The organism is Luteimonas huabeiensis HB2 (assembly GCF_000559025.1).
In the GTDB taxonomy this organism is placed as follows: domain Bacteria; phylum Pseudomonadota; class Gammaproteobacteria; order Xanthomonadales; family Xanthomonadaceae; genus Luteimonas; species Luteimonas huabeiensis.
Genome location: NZ_JAAN01000012.1, coordinates 102,407 through 123,120 on the forward strand (window position 1 = coordinate 102,407; position 20,714 = coordinate 123,120).

Below are 20,714 nucleotides of genomic sequence, written 5' to 3' on the forward strand. Positions count from 1 at the left end.
GATCACATTCAGTGTGGCGAGCGAGGCGCGCACCATTGGCTGGAATTGCGGCGGAGAGGCGGCAAGCGTGAATTGCCCTTTCTCGCGCCAGGCGCTGCGGAAATGCCGGATCAGCTGTCGATCGTACAGCTGTAGGTGTACTGGAATTCCGGAGTCTTGATGCCGCTGGCATCGGTCAGCCAGGCGACATAAGTGAAATTCCCCGTATGCGTGGCGCCGGTCCCACACGCGAAGGTGCGCGTGATCGGCGAATCCTGTTCTGCGCTGTACGTCGCAGTGGCAGATCCGCAGCTCCACCCCTGCGAACAGCTCACATTGCGGGTGCGCAGAGTCACCGGAAAGCGTGGGTTGCCCTCGAAGTGGACCACCATGTCCATCGGCGTGCCGGCAGGGGCGCTGAAGCTCGGGATCTCGGTGATGCGGAAGTCGGTGCAGGCATTGCCTGCATGGTGATCGCTGATGCCGCGCTCGATGCCTTTCACTGCCGCGTTGCGGAAGGCTGTCTGCTGCAGCGCTCTGGCGTCGTCAGCGTTGGTATGGAAGCCCAGTTCGATGATCGCCGATGGCATTGTTGCGAGGCGATTCTCTGCGTAGTTTCCCGGCTCGGGAGTTTCGACTACCTCCCAATTTTCGTAGGCGGCAACGCTTCGTATCGCTTGCTTCATGCTGCATAGAATCTGTTTCGCGAATGCGGCGTCGGCTGTTCGACCTGTTTGATAGTAGCCGCGAGTGCCGCGGACATCGGCACCCCCAGGCCCATCGGCAGCATTGGTGTGCAGATGGATGGCGTAGTCAGCGCCGACGTGGTTGGCGTATAGCGGACGACTCCGCATGTCCTCATCTTCTTCTCGGGTGGCGTGCGTAGCGTTGGGTAGGGAATGCCAGATGCCATTTTCCTCTGGCAGGATGGACTCCAAATAGTAGCGAGCGGCGATCCGCCACCATTGTTCTCCAGTGGGGGCATGGATATGGGTCTCGTTGGTGCGTGCTTTGTGAACCGTCGCGCCTCGGCTCGTCAGTTGTGTGGCCAGATCGCGAGCAAAATAGGGTGTGACGAAGTCTTCCCTCATGCCGTTGATAAATGGGCGTTGCGCGGTCCAGTCATTTTGTGCGTAATTGAAGTACAGGCCATGACTGCCGGCTATTGCCACTTTTGGTGGTGTGGATTTTTGTGGGTCGGTCTCTTGTGTTTGATGTTTTGGTGGCGGCACTGGATCTGGCAATATCTCAAATATATCCTTGTCGCCGTAACGAAATTCCGCTCCGTCCACTGCAATTATATTTCTCAGTAGTTCGAGAGCTATGAGGGAGATCTGTCGTTGCTGATATTCAAGTTCCGATCCGGTGTGTGTTGGGATCGCCCTCGTTCCGAGTTCGATAACAACGGTTCGTCGCTCTGGAATCAGTCGGGTTCTGATATCGAAGCCGGTTTGACCCTCTATGAGCTGTAGCCCTGCGGCAGCTTCGGTCAGTTCATCATCGAGCATTCTTTCGATGCGTTCGCGATCGATACTGCTGAGTTCTTCGATCGGTGTGCCTCGGGTGTTGAGGTCTCCGCTCTGGGCGGCGATGGGCGGCGCGAAGGCCAGACACAGCAGAATGCCAAGGCCAGCGGGCCAGGTGGAGGATCGAATGATACGCATGGCGACTCCTTGTCGTGCGTCGGTTGAAGGCGGCGAGGCTGGCGCCGCTTGTGCGTCCTAGATGCAGATTCGAAACGGGTGAAGTTTCCCGAGGATTTCGTGATCGTGTCTTTCGAACACGCGCAGAAGTCCCGACGACATGTTAGGCATGGCTCGTTTAGATTTACAATGCGGCGTCGCCAGCTCCAGCGTTTCGATAGTGTGACGTGCTGCTAGGGTCGGTCGTGCGGCGCCGAGGCAGGGGTTGCAAGGGTTCGGGCGCTCGCGTCCGCCGCCTCGTGTGGCTCGCCGATCAGGTCCAGCGAGGCGTGCGAGGTGCGCAGCATCGGCAGGAAGTGCGGTGCGTCGGGGCGCTGGCGGCGGAACGCGCGGTAGCGGTGCGCGGCGTAGGCGGCGAGCGCGCCGAGCAGCAGGGCGAACCAGCCGAACAGCGCTTCCGGGCCGACCGCCGACATCAGCGCGCCGGCCGCCAGCGGGCCCAGCGCCGAGCCCAGGCCGGTCAGCAGCAGCGCGCTGCCGCTGGCGGCCAGCAGGTCTTCCGGCGGCAGGTGGTCGACCAGGTGGGCGACGACGATCGGGTAGATCGCGAAGGCCATGCCGCCGTAGACGAACGCCAGCGCGAGCTGGGCGCCGCGGTGGCCGCTGGCCAGCGGCGAGAGCAGGGCGGCGACGGCGGCCACCAGGCACACGATCGCCAGCACGAGGCGGCGGTCGCGGCGGTCGGACAGGCGCCCGATCGGCCACTGCAGCAGCGCGCCGCCGAGGATCGCCGCGCTCATCGTGGTGCCGACCGCCGCCGCGTCCAGGCCGCGCCCGGTGAGGTAGGCCGGCATCAGGCCCCAGAACGCGCCCATCGCCAGGCCCGACAGCAGCGCACCGGCACCCGACGTGGGCGCGGCGGCGAACAGGCGCCGCAGTTGCAGGCGCGGCGCGGGCGGCAGCTGCGGCTGCGACTGCCGCGTCAGCAGCACCGGCAGGCTCGCCGACGAGATCAGCAGCGCCACCAGCACGAAGGCGAAGAACGCGTGCTGGCCTTCCAGCCGCAGCAACTGCTGCGCCAGGGTCAGCGCGCCGAGGTTGACCACCATGTAGGTCGCGAACACCTGGCCGCGGTGGGCCGGATCGGCCTGCGCGTTGAGCCAGCTCTCGATCACCGTGTACATGCCCACCAGGGCCAGGCCCAGCAGCAGCCGCGCCAGCAGCCACAGCCAGGCGCCATCGCCCAGCGTGTGCAGCAGCACGGTGCAGGTGCAGCAGGCGCTGTAGAACGCGAAGGCGCGGATGTGGCCGATGCGGCGGATCAGCGGCGGCGCGAGGAAGGTGCCGGCGAAGAAGCCGACGAAGTAGGCGGAAGTGAGCGCGCCGACCAGGCCGGAGGCATAGCCGAGCGCGCTCGCGCGCACCGAGACCAGCGTGTTCACCAGGCCGCTGCCGAGCAGCAGCAGGCCGACGCCGCACAGCAGCGAGAGGATGGGGCGCAGATAGACCGGCATGCGCACAGCCTAAGGTCTGGCGCGCAGGACGGCGTTGGCGCGCGGTGAAAACGCGATGCGCGTCGCGCCGGAAGGCGCGCCAGGCGACATGCGCTTCATCGCGCGTCTGCTGCAATCGCTCCACGACACCGCGCGGCGGTCGGCCGCGCGCCCGGAACCGGTAGAGGCATCTCCATGCGCGTTCTCATCAGCGGAGGCAGCGGCTTCCTCGGCCGTGCGCTCAGCCAGGCGCTGTCGGCGCGCGGCGATACGCCGGTCTGGCTGTCGCGCGCGCCGGCCTCGGCGCAGGCGCCGGCCGGTGCGGCGGTGCTGGGCTACGACGCGCTGGGGCCGGACCTGGCGTTCGACGCGGTGGTCAATCTCGCCGGTGCCGGGATCGCCGAACGGCGCTGGAGCGATGCGCGCAAGCAGGCGTTGTTCGACAGTCGCCTGCTGCCCACGCGCGCGCTGGTGGCCTGGATGCGCCGCGCCCGAACCAGGCCGCGGGTGTTGCTGAGCGGTTCGGCGGTGGGCTGGTACGGGCGCTGGCCGCCCGGGGCGCCGGCCCTGGACGAGCGCAGCGGCGCGCACGACGAGTTCGTGCACGCGCTCTGCGCGCATTGGGAGCGCACGGCGCTGGAGGCGGTCGCGCTCGGGGTACCGGTGGCGCTGTTGCGCACCGGCGTGGTGCTGCATCCGGACGGCGGCATGCTGAAGCGCCTGTTGCCACTGTTCCGGCACGGGCTCGGCGCCCGCCTCGGCGACGGCCGCCAGGTGCTCAGCTGGATATCGCGCGACGACTGGGTGGGGGCGGTGCTGGCGCTGCTGGACCAGCACGCCGCGCGCGCGCCCGCGGCGATGGTCGGGCCGGTGAACCTGTGCGCGCCGGAGGCGGTGTCCAATGCCGAGTTCACCCGTGTGCTGGCCGCGGCGGTCGGGCGTCGGGCACGGCTGCGGCTGCCGGCGGCCGGGCTGCGCCTGGCGCTCGGCGAGATGTCCACGCTGCTGCTGGACGGCCAGCGCGTGGTCCCGGCGCGGCTGCTGGCGGCCGGGCACCGCTTCCGCCACCCCGAGCTGGATGCGCTGCTGCCGCCCGCGCGCGCATAGGCGCGCATCGCGACCGGCGCGGCGGCGGAAGAGGTCTGCGGGGCAGGTCGCTACGGCGCGAGCAGCGCCGCCGGGTCGCGCTCGCCGGCGTCGAGCCGGGCCGCCAGCCGCTGCACGCCCTCGGCGGCCCGGCAGCGCCAGGATGCGCTCGCCAAGGCGGTGAGCGGCGTCGGCGAGGGGTTAATCTCCAGCACCGCGGCGCCGGCCGCGGCCGCGATCGCGGGCAGGGACGCGGCCGGATGCACCAGCCCGGAGCTGCCGATCGCCAGCACCAGCTCCGCCTCGCGTACCGCCGCCAGCGCCGCTTCCCAGGCCGCGGCGGGCAAGGCCTCGCCGAACCAGACCACGCCGGGCCGGACCAGCGCGCCGCAGTAGGCGCACGCCGGCGGCGGCACGCGGCCCTCGGCGTCGGGCGAGGCCGGCAGCCGCAGCGGCTCCGGCGTCGCCGGCCGCGCGCAGCGGCTGCAGCGCGAGGCGAACAGCGCGCCGTGCAGGTGCACGACCTCCGGCGAGCCGGCCCGCTCGTGCAGGTCGTCGACGTTCTGGGTGATCACCCGCAGCCCATGCGTGCGCGCGATCCTGGCCAGGCCCGCATGGCCGGCATGCGGGCGCGCGGCGGCCACGCCGGCCGCGCGATCGCGATACCAGCCCCAGACCCGCGCGGGATCGGCGGCGAACGCCTCGGGCGTGGCCAGCGCCTGCGGGTCGAAGCGCGCCCACAGCCCGGTCTGCGCGTCGCGGAAGGTCGGCACGCCGCTCTCGGCCGACATGCCGGCGCCGGTGAGCGCGACGATGCGCATGGCCGCTATGCGGCGGTGGCCGCGCCGACGGCCGGCGGCGGTTCCCGGGTCGGCCGGAACGGCGGCGTGGACATGACCATCTCGGCCAGCGAGTAGGCCAGCTCGCGCTCGGCGAGCACCGCGCCATCGGCGCCGTGATCGAGCAGGTGGCGGACCTCGCTGTCGCTGTGCGCGCGCGCCAGCACGGTGATCGCGGGGTTGATCGCCTTCATCCGCTCGATCGCCTCGCCGGCCTCGAACGCCTGCGGGATGGCCATGATCGCCAGCGCCGCGCGTTCGGGCGCGGCATCGCGCATCACCGGCTCGGAGGCGACGTTGCCGCGGACCACGAGGAAGCCGCGCTCGCGCGCCTTGCGCACCAGCTCGCTGTCGTCCTCGATGACGACCAGCGGCACGTCGCGCTGCTGCAGCAGTTCGGCCAGCTGCCGGCCGACGCGCCCGTAGCCGACCAGGATGGCGTGGCCGCTCAGGTCCTCCGGGATGGCCTGGATGGGCTCCGGCGCTTCCGGGGCGGCGGCGGCCGACGCCGCTGCCCGTCGCGCCTGCCAGCGGTCGAGCAGGCCGAAGATCAGCGGGTTGGCCATGATCGAGATCAGCGCGCCGGCGAGCACCAGCGAGCGGCCGTCGGGCGGCAGGATGTCCAGCGCCACGCCGAGCCCGGCGATGATGAAGGCGAACTCGCCGATCTGCGCCAGGCTGGCGGAGATCGTCAGCGCGGTGCTGGCCGGATGCTTGAACGCGCGCACGATCAGGAACGCGGCGGCCGACTTGCCGAAGATGATGATCAGCGCGGTCGCCAGCACCTGCCAGGGGTGCAGCAGCAGGATGTGCGGGTCGAACAGCATGCCCACCGAGACGAAGAACAGCACCGCGAACGCGTCGCGCAGCGGCAGCGAGTCGTTGGCGGCCTTGTGGCTGAGCTCCGATTCGTTGAGCAGCATGCCGGCGAAGAACGCGCCGAGCGCGAACGAGACGCTGAAGATCGCCGCCGAGCCGAACGCCACGCCCAGCGCGATCGCCAGCACCGACAGCGTGAACAGCTCGCGCGAGCCGGTGCCGGCGATGCGCTCGAGGATCCACGGGATCACCCGCCGCCCGATCAGCAGCATCACCGCGACGAACATCGCGACCTTGAGCAGGGTCCAGCCCACGCTCAGCAGCACCGAGCCGACCGTGGTCTGCTCGCCGCCGGTGCTGTGCACCACGTCGGCCAGGACCGGCATCAGCACCAGGGCGATGACGCAGGCGAGATCCTCGACGATCAGCCAGCCGACCGCGATCTTGCCGCGCGTGGTGTCGAGCAGGCGGCGCTCCTCCATCGCCCGCAGCAGCACCACCGTGCTGGCGGTCGCCAGCGAGAAGCCGAACACGATGCCCTGCACCGTCGTCCAGCCCATCAGCGCCGCCAGCCCCCAGCCCAGCAGGGTGGCCACCGCGATCTGGGTCAGCGCGCCCGGGATCGCGATCGACTTCACGTCGAGCAGATCCTTGAGCGAGAAGTGCAGGCCGACGCCGAACATCAGCAGCATCACGCCGATCTCGGCGAGCTGGTCGGCCAGCGCCTGGTCGGCGACGAAGCCCGGGGTGAACGGGCCGACGAGGATGCCGGCGAGCAGGTAGCCGACCAGCGGCGAGAGCCGCAGGCGGTTGGCGAGCGCGCCGAAGACGAACGCCATCCCGAGGCCGACGGCGACGATGTTGATCAGGTCGGTGTTGTGCGGCATCGGCGAAGTGTGGGGGACAAGCGTTGCAGTGTCGCCGACCGGTCGGCAGGCAGGCAACCCGCGCGCAGCGGGGCGGCGCCCCGAACCGGGGCGGGCGTCACGGGCGGCCGGCCCCCCGGCGCGGCCGCCCGGGCGCGGTCACCAGGCGTAGGCGACCTTGGCGTAGACGTAGGCGCCGCCGAAGCCGAACGGCGACAGGTTGCTGTACGGGAACTGCCCGTTGGTGGAGTTGCCGAACAGGTTCTCGTCCGGGTACTCGTTGAGGAGGTTGTCCGCGCCGAGGGTGAAGCGCCAGCGATCCAGGTCGAGGGTGGCGGCGGCGTCGAGCAGCCACTTGGCGCCGTAGCGCTGGTCGAGGGAGGCGTCGTTGGGCGTGGTGCTGACGCTGCCGTAGCGGGTGGCCGCCAGCGACCAGCGCCAGTCGCCCAGCGTCCACAGGCCGGACAGCAGCAGCTTGTTGCGCGGGAAGCCGCGCTCGATGCGGCCGGCCTCGACGCGGTCGATGCGCTCCAGGTCGACGCCGATGGCCTCCAGCTCCTCCGGATTGGCGGCGATGCGGGTGATCTCGGTCTTGGTGTGGTTGTAGCCGGCGGTCAGGTCGAGGGTGCCGGCGGCCAGGTCCCAGCGGTAGGTGCCCACCACGTCGATGCCGCGGGTGCGGGTGTCGATGGCGTTGGTGAAGTAGCGGCCGCCGTTGACGCCGAAGATGCCGCGCGACTCCAGCAGCGTACGCACCGCATCCCCGGTCAGGTTGGACGACAGCGCGATGCGGTCGTCGACGTCGATCTGGTAGGCGTCGACGGTCACGTACAGGTTGTCGGCCGGCTGCAGCACCAGGCCGAGGCTGTAGGAGCGCGATTCCTCCGGACGCAGCGGTTCGGCGCCGAAGGCCTGGGCGATCTCGCTGTCGGCGGGGAAGGTGCGGATCTCGAACGGGGTGCTGATGCCGGCCAGGTACACCGTGCTCAGCGTCTGGAAGTGCTGCTGCGCCAGCGAGGGCGCGCGGAAGCCGCTGGACACCGTGCCGCGCAGCGCCACCGCGTCGCTGAAGGCGTAGCGCGCCGAGAGTTTGCCCGAGGTCTGGCTGCCGAAATCGTCGTAGTCCTCGTAGCGGACCGCGGCGCCGCCGGAGAAGCGCTCGGTGAGGTCGGCCTCGAGGTCGGCGTAGACGGCATAGCTGTCGCGCGCGTAGTGGCCGGCCACCGCGGGCGCGAAGCCGCCGAAGCCCTGCGCGCCGCCCGGCCGGCTCAGGTCGGGCTGGGCGTAGGAGCCGTACTCGCCCGGCGACTGGTTCCACTTCTCGTTGCGGTACTCGGCGCCGAAGGCCAGGTTGACCGGGTAGGCCAGGCCCCAGTCGAACTGGCGGCTGAGGTCGAGGTTGAGGATGTTCTGGGTGGTCTCCAGCGCGCCGTCGTAGAACGCGGTCGGCGAGGTCGGGCCGAGGCTCGCGTTGAGGGTGTTGCGGGTGTAGAACTCGAGGTGGTTGTAGCCGTAGTTGTAGCTGGCGTCCCAGTTCCAGCCGTTGCCGCTGTGGCCGCGCACGCCGGCGACCAGCGAGCGGTCCTTGGAGATGTTGTTGATCTCCGGCACGTAGCCGTCGGGATGGATCGAGGGGATGTTCTGGGTGGGGTTGCCGGGCGCGCGGAAGAACGCGAACGAGGTGATGTCGCGGTTGCTGATCGTGCCGAAGGCGTAGCCGGTCGCGTTGTCGGAGAACGCGTACTCGCCGTTGACGGAAAACGCGCCGAAGTCCACTTCAGGCTCGCCGATGACGAAGGCCTTCTGGCCCAGCGCCGGCTGGGTGGGGCCCGGGGTGCCCGCGAAGGGGCGGGCGCGGTTGGTGGCATCCTGGGTGCCCGCCTGCGCGGCCAGGCGCAGGAAGCCGCGTTCCTGGCCCAGCGACAGGCCGGTGTCGGCGGCGAGCTGCGCCTGCGCGCCGTCGCCGGCGGAGTACTGGCCGCCGGACAGTTCGATGCTGCCGTCCTCGCCGGCGCCCTTGAGCACCACGTTGATCACGCCGGCGATGGCGTCGGAGCCGTACTGCGCCGAGGCGCCGTCGCGCAGCACCTCGACCCGCTCGATCGCCGAGACCGGGATGGTGTTGAGATCCACCGGCGCCGAGCCGCGGCCGATGGTGCCGTTGAGGTTGAGCAGCGAGGAGGTGTGCCGGCGCTTGCCGTTGACCAGGACCAGCACCTGGTCCGGCGCCAGCCCGCGCAGCTGCGCCGGGCGGATCGCGCTGGTGCCGTCGGTCAGCGCCGGGCGCGGGAAGTTCAGCGAGGGCAGCGCGCGCGACAGCGCGGTGGCCAGCTCGGTGGTGCCGGTGGCGCGCAGGTTCTCGGCGCTGATGATGTCGATCGGCGATTGCGACTCGGCCACCGTGCGGTCGGCCACGCGGGTGCCGGTGACGATCAGGGTGTCGAGGGTGGACGCGCGCTGCGGTTCGTCCTGGCGGCCGGTCGATTGCGCGTGGGCGGAGGACGCGGCGGCCAGGACCGCGGCGACCGCGAAGGCGAGGGAGGTGCGCTGCATGGCTCGTTCTCGAAGGAATGGCGACGCGCCATTAACAATGTGTCATTGCATGTGTGTCAATAGTTGCATTCGATTCCTTCCATTCGTTCTGAAAACGGAATTGTTAAGATCGATGGATGTGCCTGCCGCGGACCTCGTCGGCGCCGTGATGCGCCGGGGTCTCGGTCTTTATCTTCTTCCGCTCGCTGCCGGGCGCGCGCCGGGGGCGCACCCTCTAGAATGTCGCGATGATCGCTTTTCGCAATTTCGCCCTGCGGCGCGGCGAACGCCTGCTGCTGTCCGACGTCGACCTCGCCCTGCACGCCGGCTGGCGGGTCGGCGTGGTCGGCCGCAACGGTACCGGCAAGTCCTCGCTGTTCGCGGCCATCCGCGGCGAGGTGGAAGCCGACCGCGGCGACCTCGACGTGCCTGCTCGCGTGCGCATCGCCAGCGTGGCGCAGGAGACGCCGTCGCTGCCGGACCCGGCGATCGACTTCGTGCTCTCCGGCGACGCCGAGGTGGCCGCCGCGCTGCGCGAGGAGGCGGCCGCCACCGCCGCCGAGGACTGGGACGCGGTCGCGCACGCGCACCTGCGCCTGGCCGAGCTCAACGGCTACGACGCCACCGCGCGCGCGGGCCGGCTGCTGCACGGGCTCGGCTTCCCGGCCGACACCCACCAGCGCCCGGTGAGCGCGTTCTCGGGCGGCTGGCGCGTGCGGCTCAACCTGGCGCGCGCGCTGATGACGCCCAGCGACCTGCTGCTGCTCGACGAGCCGACCAACCACCTCGATCTCGACGCCGTGCTGTGGCTGGAGCAGTGGCTGCTGAAGTACCCGGGCACGCTGCTCCTGATCAGCCACGACCGCGAGTTCCTCGACAACGTGGCCACCCACACCCTGCACCTGCACGAGCAGCGCGCCAGGCTGTACGTGGGCGACTACACCGCCTTCGAGCGGCAACGCGCCGAGCACCTGCGCCAGCAGCAGATCGCGCACGAGAAGGAACAGGCCGAGCGCGCCCACCTGCAGAAGTTCATCGACCGCTTCAAGGCCAAGGCCAGCAAGGCCCGCCAGGCGCAGTCGCGGATGAAGCGGCTGGCCAAGCTGGCCGGCACCGAGGCGGTGCGCGCCGAGCGCGAGTTCCGCATCGACCTGCCGGCGCCGTCGAAGCTGCCGCACGCGCTGCTGCGCATCAACGACGGCACCTGCGGCTACGCCGCCGGGGACCGGGATCCGGGAGCCGGGAACGGGGAGCCGGCGGAGCGGGCGGATACCGGCGCCGTCGTCGTCCTCGACGGCGTCGGGTTCGGGCTGGAAGCGGGCGACCGCATCGGCCTGCTGGGCCCCAACGGCGCGGGCAAGTCGACGCTGGTCAAGTCGCTGGTCGGCGAGCTGCCGCTGCTGGCCGGCGAGCGTTCGGCGCACCCGGACCTGCGCATCGGCTACTTCGCCCAGCACACCGTGGAATCGCTCAAGGCCGGCACCTCGCCGATCGACCACCTGCGCGAGCTGTCGCCCGACAGTCCCACCCAGGCGTTGCGCGATTTCCTCGGCAAGTGGAACTTCCCCGGCGACCGCGCCTTCGAGAGCATCGACGGCTTCTCCGGCGGCGAGCGCGCGCGGCTGGCGCTGGCGCTGATCGCCTGGCGGCAGCCGAACGTGCTGCTGCTCGACGAGCCGACCAACCACCTCGACCTCGACATGCGCGAGGCGCTGGCCGAGGCGCTGGCCGACTTCGACGGCGCGATCGTGCTGGTCTCGCACGACCGCCACCTGATCGGCCTGGTCAGCGACACCTTCTGGCGCGTGGCCGACGGCACGGTGCAGCCCTTCGAGGGCGACCTGGACGAATACGCCGCCTGGCTGCGCAGCCGCCAGGGCGAGGACCGCGCGGCGAAGCGCCCGGCCGCCGCGGCGCCGGCGCCGGCTGCCGGGAAGGCGAAGCCGGCGCGCAAGACCAACCCGCACCGCCTCGCCGAGGCCGAGCGCGCGGTGGCCGAGCTGGAGGCGGACCTGGCCCGCATCGACGCCGCGCTCGCCGACCCGGCGCACCAGGCCGACGCCGCGCGGCTGGCCGCGCTCGGCGGCGAGCGCGAGGCGACCGCGGCGCGCCTGGCCGAGGCCGAGGCGCGCTGGCTGTCGCTGTACGACGCCGCCTGAGGGACGGATGGTGCGCGGCACGGTCCCGGCGTCCCGTGTCGCGCCTGCGCATGGCCGGGCTACGGCCGTGCGTGCCGGAGCGGGGCGATGAGCGAGGACATCACCCGCATGCTGCATTCCTGGCGCGAGGGCGATACCGAGGCGCGCGACGCGCTGTTCGCCGCGGTCTACGACGACCTGCGCCGCATGGCGATCGCGCGCACCGGCGATCGCGGCGACGCGACCCTGCGGCCGACCGCGCTCGTGCACGATGCCGTGCTGCGGCTGCTCGGGGCCGACGTCGGCTACGCCGATCGCGCCCACTTCTTCGCCCTGGCCGCGGCCAAGATGCGCGCGGTGCTGGTGGACCGCGCCCGCGCCCGCGCCGCCGCCAAGCGCGGCGGCGGCGCCCTCGCGATGACGCTCTCGCACGCGGATGCGCAGGCCGCGGCCGACGCCGACGGTCGCGACGAGTTCGAGGTGCTGGCCCTGCATCAGGCGCTGGAACGGCTCGCCCGGCACGACCCGCGCGCGGCGCAGGCGGTGGAGATGGCCTACTTCGGCGGCATGTCGCAGCAGGAGATCGCGGTGGTGCTGGCGCTGTCGGTGCGCACGGTGGAGCGCGACCTCCGTTTCGCGCGGGCGTGGTTGAATCGGCAACTGGGCTGAGCGTTCGCAGGTGCGCGGTGTGGCGCGCGCCCGCATGCCGGCAGGATCCGAGGGGGCGGCCCGGGCGCCGCGAGGGGGGAAACGGGTGAGCGAAGACGATTGGAAGGCGCTGCGCCGGCTGTTCGATGCGGTCTGCGACCTGCCGCCGGAGACCTGGGAAGACCGGCTGCAGGCGCTGACCGCCGACGCCGCGCTGCGGCGGGAAACGCTGGCGCTGCTGCGCTCGGCCACGCGCGCGCTGCGCCGGGCCGAAGGCGCGGTGGACGCCGCGATCGAGCAGGCGCTGGGGGCGGAGATCGGCCCGGGCGACATGCTCGGGCCGTGGCGGGTGGAGCGCCGCCTCGGCAGCGGCGGCATGGGCGTGGTGCTGCTGGCCGAGCGCGCCGATGGGCTGTATGCGCAGCGCACGGCGATCAAGGTGCTGCACGGCCTGCCGGATGCGGGCGCGGTCGAGCGGCTGGCCGAGGAGCGGCGGATCCTGGCCGGCCTGCAGCATCCGCACATCGCCCGGCTCTACGACGGCGGCACCACGCCGCAGGGGCAGCCCTACCTGGTGATGGAGTACGTGGACGGCCGCCCCGTCGACGCCTACTGCCGGGAGGCCGGGCTCGGGCTGGAGGCGCGTTTGCAGCTGTTCCTGAAGATCTGCGGCGCGGTCCAGGCGGCGCACGCGCGGCTGGTCGTGCACTGCGACCTCAAGCCGGCCAACGTGCTGGTCCGCGAGGACGGCGAGCCGGTGCTGCTCGACTTCGGCATCTCCCGCCTGCTCACCGCCGGCGGTGCCGATGCCGGCCGCGGCCACGGCTGGACGCCCGGCTACGCGGCGCCCGAGGTCGTGGCCGGGCAGGCGCCCGGGATCGCCGGCGACGTCTACGGCCTGGGCGTGCTGCTGCTGGAACTCGTCGCCGGCCGCGCGCTCGACCGGCCGCGCGAGGACGATCGCGCTGCGGTCCCGGCGCCGTCGGCCTGGGCGCCCGGAGGACTGCCGTGGCGGCGGCGCCTGCGCGGGGATCTGGATGCCATCGTCGCGCGCGCCTGCGCGCACGACCCGGACGCGCGGTACGCCACCGTGGACGCGCTGGCCGAGGACGTGCGCCGGCACTCGCGCCTGCTGCCGGTGCGCGCGCGCGCGGGCGAGCGCTCCTATCGCGCCCGGCGCCTGTTGCGCCGGCGCTGGCGCGAAACCGCCGCAGGCGCGCTGGCGTTGGCGCTGTGCCTGGGCTTCGTCTGGCGGCTGGACGGCGCGCGCGCGCGGGCCGAGCACGAGGCGGAGGTGTCGCGGCAGGTCGGCGGCTTCCTGGTGTCGATGTTCGAGGCCGCCGATCCGCGCGCGCGCGGCGCGCGCGGCGGCGAGACGATCGCCGCCAGGGAAGTGCTCGATCGCGCCGCCGAACGCATCGACGGCGAGCTCGACGCCTCGCCCGAGGTGCGCGCCCGCCTGCAGGGCGTGATCGGCATGGCCTACCGCAACATGGGCGACATCCCGCGCTCGCTGCCGCTGCTGCGCGCCGCGGCCGACGGCCTCGCCGCCGCCGGCGGCCCGCACCTGGACGAGGCATCGCGCATCCTCAACATGCTTTCGGCCACCTACGCCAACAACCGCGACGGCGAGGCCGGCGAACGGCTCGCGCGGCGGTCGCTGGCGCTGCTGGGGCCCGACTACCCGGACAGCTTCCGCGTCGCGCAGGCGTACAACTCGCTGGGGCTGTCGCTGGTCGCGCAGCAGCGCTACGACGCGGCCGAGGACGCGTTCCGGCAGGCGCTGATGCGCCACGAGGCCGCCGGCCGCGAGCGCTTCGTCGGCGTCACCCTGGACAACCTGGGCGTGCTGCACCGCCGCCGCGGCCAGCTGGAGGCCGCCGAGCGCGCGTTCCGCCGCAGCGGCCCGATCTTCCTGCGCGAGCACGGCGAGCTTTCCTACGAGTACTGGACCCACCGCACCGAGCACGCGCTGGCGGTCGCGGACGCCGGCCGGCTGGCCGAGGCGCGGGCCATGCTCGAGCGCAACCTCGAGGCGGCGCCGAAGCTCTTCGGCGAGCACAGCGTCTACTACGCCAGCGAACACGTCCGCCTGGCCTCGGTGCTGCTGCGCCAGGGCGACTACACCGGCGCGGAGCCGCTGGCGGCGGCGGGCGAGCGCCTGTTCGGCGAGGTGATGGGCACCGACAGCTTCGTCCATTCGCTGGCGCTCGAGGCGACGGCGGCGCTGGCCGAGGCGCGCGGCGACCCGGCGCGGGCCGAGGCCGCCTACCGTCGCGTGCTCGCCGTGCGCGAGGCGAGCGTCGGCGCCGCCCACCCGGACACGCTCGACGCCTCGCTGCAGCTCGGCCTGTTCCTGGCGCGCGCGGGGCGCGTCGATGCGGATGCGTTCCTGCAGCGCGCGTTCGACGGCTGGCTGCCGCGCCTGCCGGCCGACAGCGCCAACGCGGTGCGGATCCGGCAGGCGCGCGCGGAATGGCTGACGCTCGCCGGCAGGCTTGGCGAAGCGGAACGGGCATTGCGGGAGGTGGACGCCGACGCGCGCGCGGCGGGGCCGCACCACGCGGTGCGGCAGCGCGCGCTGCTGGCCGCCTGGCGGCAGCGCAACGGCCCCGCCGCCGCCGCGGTGGCGGCCTGGCGCGAGGCGGTCGATGCCGCGTCCTCGCTGTACGGCGCGGATGCCGCGGTCGTCGCCGCCTGGCGGGTGCCGCTGGCGGAATCGCTGGCCGCCGCCGGCGACGCCGAAGGCGCGTCGCTGCAGGCGGCGCGCGCGGCGGCCGTGCTGAGCCTGCAGTCGATGCCGCAATCGCCGCTGCTGGCGAGGCTGGAACGCGCCCCGCGCATCGACGCGCGCGCCGCGCGCGGACGCGCCGGCCATGCGGCCGCGGCGGATTTGCTCGCGCCGGCGCCAGCGGTTACGGTGCCGGAATGAACGCATCCTCGCTCCCGCTCGCCGCCGCGCTCGCGCTCGCCCTCGCGGCCTGCTCGCCATCCTCGCCCGACGCTGCCCCCGCCAACGCGCCCGCCGATGCGGCCGCGGCCGCGGAAACCGCGCCCGCCGATGCCTTCCTCGCCGCGCTCGCGCGCCACTGCGGACAGGCCTTCGAGGGCCGCATCGTCGCCAACCAACCGCCGCCCGAGGGCGAGGACCCGTTCGAGGGCCGCACCCTGGTGATGCACGTGCGCGGCTGCGACGACCCGGCCCGCGAGCTGAAGGTGCCTTTCCACGTCGGCGAGGACCGCTCGCGGACCTGGGTGCTCACCCGCACCGATGCCGGCCTGCGCCTCAAGCACGACCACCGCCACGAGGACGGCAGCGAGGACGCGGTGACGATGTACGGCGGCGACACCGCCGCGCCGGGCACCGCGCAGCGGCAGGAATTCCCCGTCGATGCGGAGTCGGTGGCGCTGTTCGAGCGCGAGGGGCTGAACGCCTCGGTCGCCAACACCTGGGCGATGGAGATCGAGCCGGAGCGGCGCTTCCTGTACGAACTCTCGCGGCCGGGCGGACGGCTGTTCCAGGTCGAGTTCGACCTGACCGCGCCGGTCGCCGCGCCGCCTGCGCCCTGGGGGCACTGACGCCCGCGATCCGCCGCCCGCATCGGCGCGACGGCGCATCGCCGCTCAGGCCGGATCCAGCGCATCCTGCGCCTGCAGCCATAGCCGCAGGCGCCTGACCGGCTCGCGTTCGCGGCGCGAGCGCAGCCGCGCGAACCAGTAGCGGCCGAGCCGGATCCCGACCGGGAAGGGCTGCAGCAGCCGGCCGTCGGCCAGCTCGCGCTCGAACATCCGCAGCGGCAGCAGGGCCACGCCTGCGCCCGCCGCCGCCGCACCGGCCAGCGCCAGCGAGGAATCGAACACCGGCCCGCGCGCCTCGATGCCGGGTGCGTCCGCGGCCTGCAGCCAGCGCGGCCATTCGTCGCCGCGGTAGGAGCGCAGCAGCGTGGCCCTCGCCAGGTCGCGCGGCGAGGCCAGCCGCCGGGCCAGCGCCGGGGCGCAGGCCGGCGCGAACAGAGTGTCCACCACCGGCGTGCAGGCCAGGCCCTGCCAGTCGCCGTCGCCGAAGCGGATCGCCGCGTCCAGGCCCTCGCTGGCCAGGTCGATGCGGTTGTTGTGGGTCTGCACCCGCAGTTCGATGCCGGGGTGCTCCGCCTCGAACGCGTGCAGGCGCGGCAGCAGCCAGCCGATCGCGAAGGTACCCACCACGCCCAGGCTCAGCACGTCGCGCACGCCGTGCGCGGTGGCGCGCGCCACCGCCGCAGCGATCCGGTCGAGGGCATCGTGCAGCACCGGGTACAGCGCCGCGGCCTCGTCGGTCAGCAGCACGCCGCGCGGCAGGCGATGGAACAGGCGCACGCCGAGCCGGTCCTCCAATCCTCGGATCTGGTGGCTCAATGCCGCCTGGCTGACGTGCAGTTCCAGCGCGGCGCGGGTGAAGTTCTGGTGGCGGGCGGCGGCCTCGAAGGCGCGCAGCGCGTGCAGCGGCAGCGGCGGGCGGGACATGGGGGGGCAGGTGAGGCGGATCGATGGATCATCGCATCGCCGGAGCCTGGAAGGGCGCTGGCGATGCGGTGCGGCCGCCCGCCATCGATCCGGTTCATGCCTGCCCCCGATTCTTCGCGCTGGTGGCGGCCGTGCGGCGGGCGAAGAATCTGCGCTTTCCGCCGATGGAGATGCGCATGTCGTCGCGACGCTCGTTCCTGAAACTGGCCGGCATGGCCGCGCTGTCCGCTCCCGCCGCGCCGCTGCTGGCGCAGGCGGCCGCCGCACCGCCGCCCGCGATCGCCGCGGCGACCGACCTCGCCGCGCTGGAAGCCGCCAGCGGCGGCCGTCTCGGCGTGGCGCTGCTGCGCGCCGGCGATGGGGCGCCGCGCCTTGCGCATCGCGAAGGGGAGCGCTTCCCGATGGCCAGCACCTTCAAGTTCCTGCTGGCCGCGGCGGTGCTCGCGCGCGCCGATGCCGGCGCGCTGTCGCTGGACCGGCGGCTGCCGGTGCGCGCAGCGGACCTGCTCGCCCACGCGCCGGCGACCGGGCGCCACGTCGGCCGCGACCTGACCGTGCGCGACCTGTGCCGCGGCACGATGGTGTGGAGCGACAACCCCGCCGCGAACCTGCTGCTGCCCCTGGTCGGCGGCCCCGAGGGGCTCACCGCGTTCCTGCGCGAGCACGGCGACGCGGTCACCGAATGCGCGCGCTACGAACCGGAGGTCAACCGCTTCGCGCCGGGCGATCCCCGAGACACCAGCACGCCCGCGGCGATGGCCGCCAACCTGCAGCGCTTCGCGCTCGGCGACGCGCTGGCGCCGGCATCGCGCGCGCAGCTCGCCGACTGGCTGATCGACAACCGCACCGGCGACGGTCGCATCCGCGCCGGTGTGCCCACGGATTGGCGGGTGGGCGACAAGACCGGCGGCACGCGCGGCGTGAGCAACGACATCGCGCTGCTGTGGCCGCCCGGCGGCGGCACGCCCTGGCTGCTGGCCTGCTACCTGCAGGGATCGCCGCTGCCCGCCGAGGCCCGCGACGACGTGCTGCGCCGGGCGGCCGAACTGGCCGTCGCCGCCGCGCGCGCGTAGGTTCGCGCGGCGCGACGCCCGGGCCCTGCGCTTCAGTCGCGCAGGAAGTATTCCACCGTGGTCACCACCCGCACGGTCTTGACGTGCGGGCTGCCGCGGTCGCGATCGCTGATCGAGATCACGCCCTGGTTGGCGCTGCGGATGCCGCCGATGCGCGCGCCGGAATCCTCGGCGAACTGCTCGGCGGCCACGCGGGCATTTGCGGTGGCCTCGGCGATCAGCTCCGGCTTGATGTCGTTGAGGCGGGTGAACTCGAACTGCGGGCCGCCGCCGTCGTCGGTGTTGAGCATCACCCCCTGGGCGACGATCTCGCCGCTGCGGCGCAGCGCCGCCATCGCCTCGGCCACCCGGCCGGTGCGCAGGGTGACGGTGTTGGAGTAGCGGTAGCGCTCCGGTGGGCGGCTGTCGCCGTAGGAGTAGGCCCAGCGGTCCTCGAGGCGCGGCGGCGACACCACCACCTCGTCGTCGCCGAAGCCGGCGCCGGAAAGAAACCGGCGGATGGTGGTGGTGTTGGCGTCCAGGCCGGCCTGGACCACGGCGAGGTCGTCGCCGCCCACGGTCTGCGACAGCGGCCAGACCACCAGGTCCGCATCGACGATGCGCTCGGCCGAGCCCTTGACGGTGACGTAGCGGTCGGCGGTGCGCAGCTTGGCCAGCCCCTGCGCGGTCGTCCAGCCGGCGCCGATCAGGCCCAGCGCGACCAGGAAGGCGGCGGCGACGGTGCGGAAGTTGGGGGGCTGGCGCATGCGGAACTCCTGTCGACGGTGCGGCGAGTCTAGGCCGCGCCCCGTTAACGGCGGCTGCGATCGCGCCCGCCGCCGTCGCCGCCGCCGTGGCCCGCCGCCCGCGGCGTGGGACTTGAAAGCCGGGCGCCGGCCCCCAGAATGCCGGCTCCTTCGTCGTCCAGCGATCCAGCCATGCCGATCTACGCCTTCCGTTGCGCCGAATGCGGCCATGCCTTCGACCGTCTGCAAAAGCTCTCCGACCCCGATCCCGCGGCCTGTCCCGCCTGCGGCGCCGCCGCCGTGCAGCGCCAGGTGACCGCGCCGGCGTTCCGCCTGGCCGGCGGCGGCTGGTACGAGACCGACTTCAAGAAGGAGGGCGACAAGAAGCGCAACCTCGCCGACGGCGGCGATGCCGCGAAGCCGGAGCCCAAGGCCGAGGCCAAGCCCGCCGCCGAGGCGAAGCCGGCCAAGGCCGAGGCCGCGCCGGCCAGCCCGGCGGCCTGACCGCCGGAACGCTCCGGGAGCGCCCGCCGCGGCTGCATTTGCCGGCGTGCGGGCGCGCCCGCAAAATAGCCGGTTCCCCGGCGGCGCGTCGGGTCGATCCCTCCCGGAGCTTCCATGCGTACCCACTACTGCGGCCTGATCGACGAGGCCCTGATCGGCGAGACCGTGACCCTGTGCGGCTGGGTCAACACCAACCGTGTGCAGAGCCACGTGGTGTTCACCGACCTGCGCGACCACGAGGGCGTGGCGCAGGTGGTGGTCGATTCCGACATGGGCGCGTTGTTCCAGGTCGCCAGCGCGCTCAGCGTGGAGAGCTGCGTGCGGGTGACCGGGACCGTGCGCGCGCGCCAGTCCGTCAACGACAAGATCCGCACCGGCCGGGTGGAAGTGCTGGCCGCGGAGATCGAGGTGCTGAACAAGGCCGAGCCGCTGCCCTTCCACGCCCACGAGAACCCGGGCGAGGAGACGCGGCTCAAGTACCGCTACCTCGACCTGCGCCGTCCCGAGATGCAGCGCATGCAGCGCACCCGCATCCGCCTGGTGCAGGCGCTGCGGCGCTGGCTGGACGCGCGCGGCTTCCAGGACATCGAGACCCCGATCCTGACCAAGGCCACGCCCGAGGGCGCGCGCGATTTCCTGGTGCCGGCGCGCATGCATCCCGGCGAGTTCTACGCGCTGCCGCAGAGCCCGCAGCTGTTCAAGCAGATCCTGATGGTGGCCGGCTTCGACCGCTACTACCAGATCGCGCGCTGCTTCCGCGACGAGGCCCTGCGCGCCGACCGCCAGCTGGAGTTCACCCAGCTCGACATGGAGTTCGCCTGGGTCCGCGAGCGCGACGTGCAGGACGCGGTGGAGGGCATGATCCGCGCGGTGTTCAAGGAGGTCGTGGACGTCGATCTGGCCGAGCCGTTCCCGCGCATGACCTGGGCCGAGGCGATGCGCCGCTACGGCTCCGACAAGCCCGACCTGCGCATCGACCTGGAACTGGTGGACGTGGCCGAGCAGGTCGCCGACAGCGGCTTCTCGGTGTTCGCCGCCGCCGCCGCCGACGCGGACGGCCGCGTGTGCGCGCTGCGCATCCCCGGCGGCGCGTCGCTGAGCCGCAAGCAGATCGACGAGTACGCCGCCCATGCCGCCAAGTTCGGCGCCAAGGGGCTGGCCTACGTCAAGATCTCCGAGGCCGGCGAGGTCGCCTCGCCGATCCAGAAGTTCTTCGACGAGGCGCGGTTCGCCGCGCTGCTGCGGCACGTCGGCGCCGGCAACGGCGACCTGGTGTTCTTCGGCGCCGGCAAGTACGCCACCGTCAGCGACTTCATGGGCGCGGTGCGGCTCAAGGCCGGCCGCGATTTCGGCCGCGTCGCCGAGGGCTGGAAGCCGCTGTGGGTCACCGACTTCCCGATGTTCGAGTGGGACGAGGAGGCGCAGCGCTACGTCGCCCTGCACCATCCGTTCACCGCGCCGGCGGTGGACGACATCGACGACCTGCGCGCCAACGCCCGCAGCGCGGTCTCGCGCGGCTACGACATGGTGCTCAACGGCAACGAGATCGGCGGCGGCTCGATCCGCATCCACCGCCCGGAGATGCAGAGCGCGGTGTTCGAGCTGCTGGGCATCGGCGCCGAGGAGGCCGAGGCCAAGTTCGGCTTCCTGCTCGACGCGCTGAAGTACGGCGCGCCGCCGCACGGCGGCATCGCCTTCGGCATCGACCGCATCGCCGCGCTGATGGCCGGCACCGACTCGATCCGCGACGTCATCGCCTTCCCCAAGACCACCAGCGCCCAGTGCCTGATGACCGGGGCGCCGTCGCCGATCGCCGACGCGCAACTGGCCGAGGTGCACGTGGCGGTGCGGGCCCGGGACTGAGGC

Annotated in this window: 15 protein-coding genes; 8 read left to right on the top strand and 7 right to left on the bottom strand. The window is 72.6% G+C overall.

Features of this window, described 5'->3' with window-relative positions:
• Nucleotides 1-110 precede the first annotated feature (110 nt).
• Both Z164_RS21700 and Z164_RS0103550 read right to left on the bottom strand, forming a co-directional pair.
• Entirely contained in the window at nt 111-1,643 is a 1,533-nt protein-coding gene (locus tag Z164_RS21700; protein WP_081770048.1) for an N-acetylmuramoyl-L-alanine amidase family protein, read from the bottom strand.
• Nucleotides 1,644-1,855: 212 nt separating this feature from the next.
• A complete protein-coding gene (locus Z164_RS0103550; RefSeq protein WP_201769564.1) occupies nt 1,856-3,124 on the bottom strand; it encodes an MFS transporter in 1,269 nt (422 codons plus the stop codon).
• 186 nt (nt 3,125-3,310) lie between these two features.
• On the opposite strand from Z164_RS0103550, the gene Z164_RS0103555 reads away from it, so the two are divergent.
• On the top strand, nt 3,311-4,222 hold the full coding sequence (locus Z164_RS0103555; RefSeq protein ID WP_024889366.1) for a TIGR01777 family oxidoreductase: 912 nt from the start codon (nt 3,311-3,313) through the stop codon (nt 4,220-4,222).
• A gap of 50 nt (nt 4,223-4,272) precedes the next feature.
• On the opposite strand, the gene Z164_RS0103560 is transcribed toward Z164_RS0103555, so the two are convergent.
• From Z164_RS0103560 to Z164_RS0103570, 3 genes are all read right to left on the bottom strand, one after another.
• On the bottom strand, nt 4,273-5,022 hold the full coding sequence (locus tag Z164_RS0103560; protein WP_024889367.1) for an SIR2 family NAD-dependent protein deacylase: 750 nt from the start codon (nt 5,020-5,022) through the stop codon (nt 4,273-4,275).
• Nucleotides 5,023-5,027: 5 nt separating this feature from the next.
• Nucleotides 5,028-6,746, bottom strand: coding sequence for a YbaL family putative K(+) efflux transporter (ybaL, locus tag Z164_RS0103565; protein WP_024889368.1), 1,719 nt, complete (start codon nt 6,744-6,746; stop codon nt 5,028-5,030).
• Nucleotides 6,747-6,884: 138 nt separating this feature from the next.
• Nucleotides 6,885-9,278, bottom strand: coding sequence for a TonB-dependent receptor plug domain-containing protein (locus tag Z164_RS0103570; RefSeq protein WP_024889369.1), 2,394 nt, complete (start codon nt 9,276-9,278; stop codon nt 6,885-6,887).
• A gap of 227 nt (nt 9,279-9,505) precedes the next feature.
• Between Z164_RS0103570 and Z164_RS0103575 the strand changes: the two genes are divergently transcribed.
• The 4 genes from Z164_RS0103575 (at nt 9,506) to Z164_RS0103590 (ending at nt 15,622) form a co-directional block, all read left to right on the top strand.
• Nucleotides 9,506-11,416 (top strand): ABC-F family ATP-binding cassette domain-containing protein, encoded by a 1,911-nt coding sequence (locus Z164_RS0103575; protein ID WP_024889370.1) that lies wholly within the window; start codon nt 9,506-9,508, stop codon nt 11,414-11,416.
• Nucleotides 11,417-11,503: 87 nt separating this feature from the next.
• Complete coding sequence (locus Z164_RS0103580; protein WP_024889371.1) at nt 11,504-12,064, top strand: ECF-type sigma factor; 561 nt, start codon at nt 11,504-11,506, stop codon at nt 12,062-12,064.
• Nucleotides 12,065-12,149: 85 nt separating this feature from the next.
• Nucleotides 12,150-14,975, top strand: coding sequence for a serine/threonine-protein kinase (locus tag Z164_RS21290; RefSeq protein ID WP_024889372.1), 2,826 nt, complete (start codon nt 12,150-12,152; stop codon nt 14,973-14,975).
• A complete protein-coding gene (locus Z164_RS0103590) occupies nt 14,972-15,622 on the top strand; it encodes a hypothetical protein (protein WP_024889373.1) in 651 nt (216 codons plus the stop codon). Before Z164_RS21290 ends, Z164_RS0103590 begins: the two co-directional genes overlap by 4 nt.
• 45 nt (nt 15,623-15,667) lie before the next feature.
• Here the strand turns inward: Z164_RS0103590 and Z164_RS0103595 are convergent, their stop codons facing one another.
• The gene (locus tag Z164_RS0103595) at nt 15,668-16,546 is read right to left on the bottom strand and encodes a LysR family transcriptional regulator (RefSeq protein WP_024889374.1); all 879 of its coding nucleotides are present in this window, start codon (nt 16,544-16,546) and stop codon (nt 15,668-15,670) included.
• Nucleotides 16,547-16,722: 176 nt separating this feature from the next.
• Between Z164_RS0103595 and bla the strand changes: the two genes are divergently transcribed.
• Complete coding sequence (gene bla, locus Z164_RS0103600) at nt 16,723-17,619, top strand: class A beta-lactamase (RefSeq protein WP_024889375.1); 897 nt, start codon at nt 16,723-16,725, stop codon at nt 17,617-17,619.
• A 32-nt stretch (nt 17,620-17,651) separates the two neighbouring features.
• Here the strand turns inward: bla and Z164_RS0103605 are convergent, their stop codons facing one another.
• Complete coding sequence (locus tag Z164_RS0103605) at nt 17,652-18,365, bottom strand: SIMPL domain-containing protein (RefSeq protein ID WP_024889376.1); 714 nt, start codon at nt 18,363-18,365, stop codon at nt 17,652-17,654.
• 171 nt (nt 18,366-18,536) lie between these two features.
• Between Z164_RS0103605 and Z164_RS0103610 the strand changes: the two genes are divergently transcribed.
• Together Z164_RS0103610 and aspS are read left to right on the top strand one after the other, a co-directional pair.
• Complete coding sequence (locus Z164_RS0103610) at nt 18,537-18,848, top strand: FmdB family zinc ribbon protein (RefSeq protein ID WP_024889377.1); 312 nt, start codon at nt 18,537-18,539, stop codon at nt 18,846-18,848.
• Nucleotides 18,849-18,962: 114 nt separating this feature from the next.
• Entirely contained in the window at nt 18,963-20,711 is a 1,749-nt protein-coding gene (gene aspS, locus Z164_RS0103615) for an aspartate--tRNA ligase (protein WP_024889378.1), read from the top strand.
• Nucleotides 20,712-20,714 lie beyond the last annotated feature (3 nt).

Bases quoted from the DNA above. Each gene is read 5' to 3' on its own strand.
- Z164_RS0103575 (WP_024889370.1), top strand. From the start codon at position 9,506: ATGATCGCTTTTCGCAATTTCGCCCTGCGGCGCGGCGAACGCCTGCTG.
- ybaL (WP_024889368.1), bottom strand. From the start codon at position 6,746: ATGCCGCACAACACCGACCTGATCAACATCGTCGCCGTCGGCCTCGGG.
- Z164_RS0103595 (WP_024889374.1), bottom strand. From the start codon at position 16,546: ATGTCCCGCCCGCCGCTGCCGCTGCACGCGCTGCGCGCCTTCGAGGCC.
- Z164_RS21700 (WP_081770048.1), bottom strand. From the start codon at position 1,643: ATGCGTATCATTCGATCCTCCACCTGGCCCGCTGGCCTTGGCATTCTG.
- Z164_RS0103570 (WP_024889369.1), bottom strand. From the start codon at position 9,278: ATGCAGCGCACCTCCCTCGCCTTCGCGGTCGCCGCGGTCCTGGCCGCC.
- Z164_RS0103555 (WP_024889366.1), top strand. From the start codon at position 3,311: ATGCGCGTTCTCATCAGCGGAGGCAGCGGCTTCCTCGGCCGTGCGCTC.
- Z164_RS0103560 (WP_024889367.1), bottom strand. From the start codon at position 5,022: ATGCGCATCGTCGCGCTCACCGGCGCCGGCATGTCGGCCGAGAGCGGC.
- aspS (WP_024889378.1), top strand. From the start codon at position 18,963: ATGCGTACCCACTACTGCGGCCTGATCGACGAGGCCCTGATCGGCGAG.
- bla (WP_024889375.1), top strand. From the start codon at position 16,723: ATGTCGTCGCGACGCTCGTTCCTGAAACTGGCCGGCATGGCCGCGCTG.
- Z164_RS0103590 (WP_024889373.1), top strand. From the start codon at position 14,972: ATGAACGCATCCTCGCTCCCGCTCGCCGCCGCGCTCGCGCTCGCCCTC.
- Z164_RS0103580 (WP_024889371.1), top strand. From the start codon at position 11,504: ATGAGCGAGGACATCACCCGCATGCTGCATTCCTGGCGCGAGGGCGAT.
- Z164_RS0103610 (WP_024889377.1), top strand. From the start codon at position 18,537: ATGCCGATCTACGCCTTCCGTTGCGCCGAATGCGGCCATGCCTTCGAC.
- Z164_RS0103605 (WP_024889376.1), bottom strand. From the start codon at position 18,365: ATGCGCCAGCCCCCCAACTTCCGCACCGTCGCCGCCGCCTTCCTGGTC.